This window comes from Staphylococcus sp. URHA0057 (assembly GCF_000620265.1).
Classification (GTDB): Bacteria; Bacillota; Bacilli; order Staphylococcales; family Staphylococcaceae; genus Staphylococcus; species Staphylococcus pasteuri.
In genome coordinates, this window is sequence record NZ_JHVS01000027.1 from 1 (window position 1) to 1,744 (window position 1,744).

The 1,744-nt window shown below is 32.8% G+C and carries 2 protein-coding genes; one reads left to right on the forward strand and one right to left on the reverse strand.

Going from position 1 to position 1,744, the window contains the following annotated elements; translation table 11 throughout:
• The first annotated feature begins 570 nt into the window (after positions 1 to 570).
• The gene (locus N524_RS0109415; protein ID WP_024937206.1) at positions 571 to 915 is read left to right on the forward strand and encodes an ArsR/SmtB family transcription factor; all 345 of its coding nucleotides are present in this window, start codon (positions 571 to 573) and stop codon (positions 913 to 915) included.
• Positions 916 to 1,653: 738 nt separating this feature from the next.
• Here the strand turns inward: N524_RS0109415 and N524_RS13490 are convergent.
• Positions 1,654 to 1,744, reverse strand: a 91-nt coding sequence (locus N524_RS13490) for a type I toxin-antitoxin system Fst family toxin (protein ID WP_154219469.1), incomplete at its 5' end; no start/stop codon positions are given.

Consider the following 1,744-nt stretch of genomic DNA (forward strand, 5'->3'; position numbering starts at 1 on the left):
AAGTCTAATGCTGTCACAATATAAAGAATAGCAGCAATTACAATAGTCTGAATCATAATTACACCTCATTCAAAAATATTCTTGAATGTATTATAACTTATTTTTTTAAATAATCATAGGTGCTTTATTCCAATTGCTTTATTGACGTTGAGCCTCGGAACTTTTAACAAACTCAAAAAATAGTCGAATGGTTGGCATATAATCATGAATTTTAAATGTTTTCTTTAAACCAAAGTTAATGTATACGCCAAAATTTATTGCACATTATCTAGTTGACTTATTAAAAATGGGTCTTCGGAATATATAGTGGAATTAGCATTTTGATAATTCGAAAAAAATAGTGGTTAAATCGGATTGTTTGGTGGAATGCTAAGGAAAAATAATAATACCACAAAATTATAAATCAAACACAGGTGATTACGGGTAGGTAGTCAAACAAGAGGGAATTATATTTTATCTTATTAAGGCGTTATAATGTACTGATAAAAAGATACTCATATATGAACTTCAGGTTCTTGACACAAAAACCATTACACTATATAATGTAATTGTGAAATGGAGGAGGAAATAATGTCTGAAAACTGGTGTACACCAAAACCAAAACTAACGGAACGTCCCTTATTAGATACAGAGAACGCTGAAAGTTTAAGTGAGACCTTTAAAATACTTTCTAATGGGACACGGCTTAGAATACTGCATACCTTGCTTCGAACTCCAAATGCATCTGTTAGCGAGGTGGCAGAACAGCTTGAAATGAAACCTCAAGCCATTTCTAACCAACTTCAACGATTGGTTGATAAAGGCATCGTTCGCAGTATTCGTGAAGCCAATTTTATTCGGTACCGAATTGTTGATAATTGCGTCGTTAGTCTATTAGATCGTGGTTGGTGTTTAACCGAAGATTTACCTAAATAATAAGGAGGAGTTTAGTATGGAAAAATGTGCGAGACCGAACTGTAATTGTGTTCTTGGGGAAACAAAAGTAGAAGAAGCAGGAAAAGTTTACTGTAGTCAAGAATGTGTAGACAACTGTACTGATGAAGTTTGCGAGTGCAAAGATTGTAGCTGTGCAACTGCATAATTTAATAATTGTAAGGTTATCCCGTGTAACTATGGGATAACCCTTTTTATTGTAGGATAGTGAATGATAGGCTTTTTGTTTTCAATCATATAAATGCTTTATGAGATTGATGTTAGTAAAATAATTAGCAATGATAATTTCAATATCAAATCTATATTTAATACTATAACACCACAGAGTAGTAAAGGATGAACAATATGTCAGACTTATTATTACTACCAGATCTTAAAACAATAGAACCACCACAAGAAAATGAATCCGACATGATGTTTAAAGTGGAAGCAACTTTTCCACCATAAAATCCGAATACCCTCAAAAAGATAATATATTTAATATCTCCAATTTTGTTCTTCAACTTCATAAATCTTTTATAATGTTTAAGATAGGCATTCCCTCTAGTGAAATAGTATCTTTATTAAAGATCACTCACTAGTTAGTAATCAATAAACTATTTTGCATTCCTCTACTCACCAGTGTTATAATTTAGACAACAAGAGCTTCGTGCATTATATGCACCAATCCCCTCACTACTCGCAATAGTGAGGGGATTTTTAGGTGTTGGCTAATATCGCCTATTTTTTCTTATTGTTACGTGTACGTAGCCAATGCGTAAATAACGCAACAATACAACCACTGATGACTGTGGTCGTGATGTGAACAAGA

Bases quoted from the DNA above. Each gene is read 5' to 3' on its own strand.
- N524_RS0109415 (WP_024937206.1), top strand. From the start codon at position 571: ATGTCTGAAAACTGGTGTACACCAAAACCAAAACTAACGGAACGTCCC.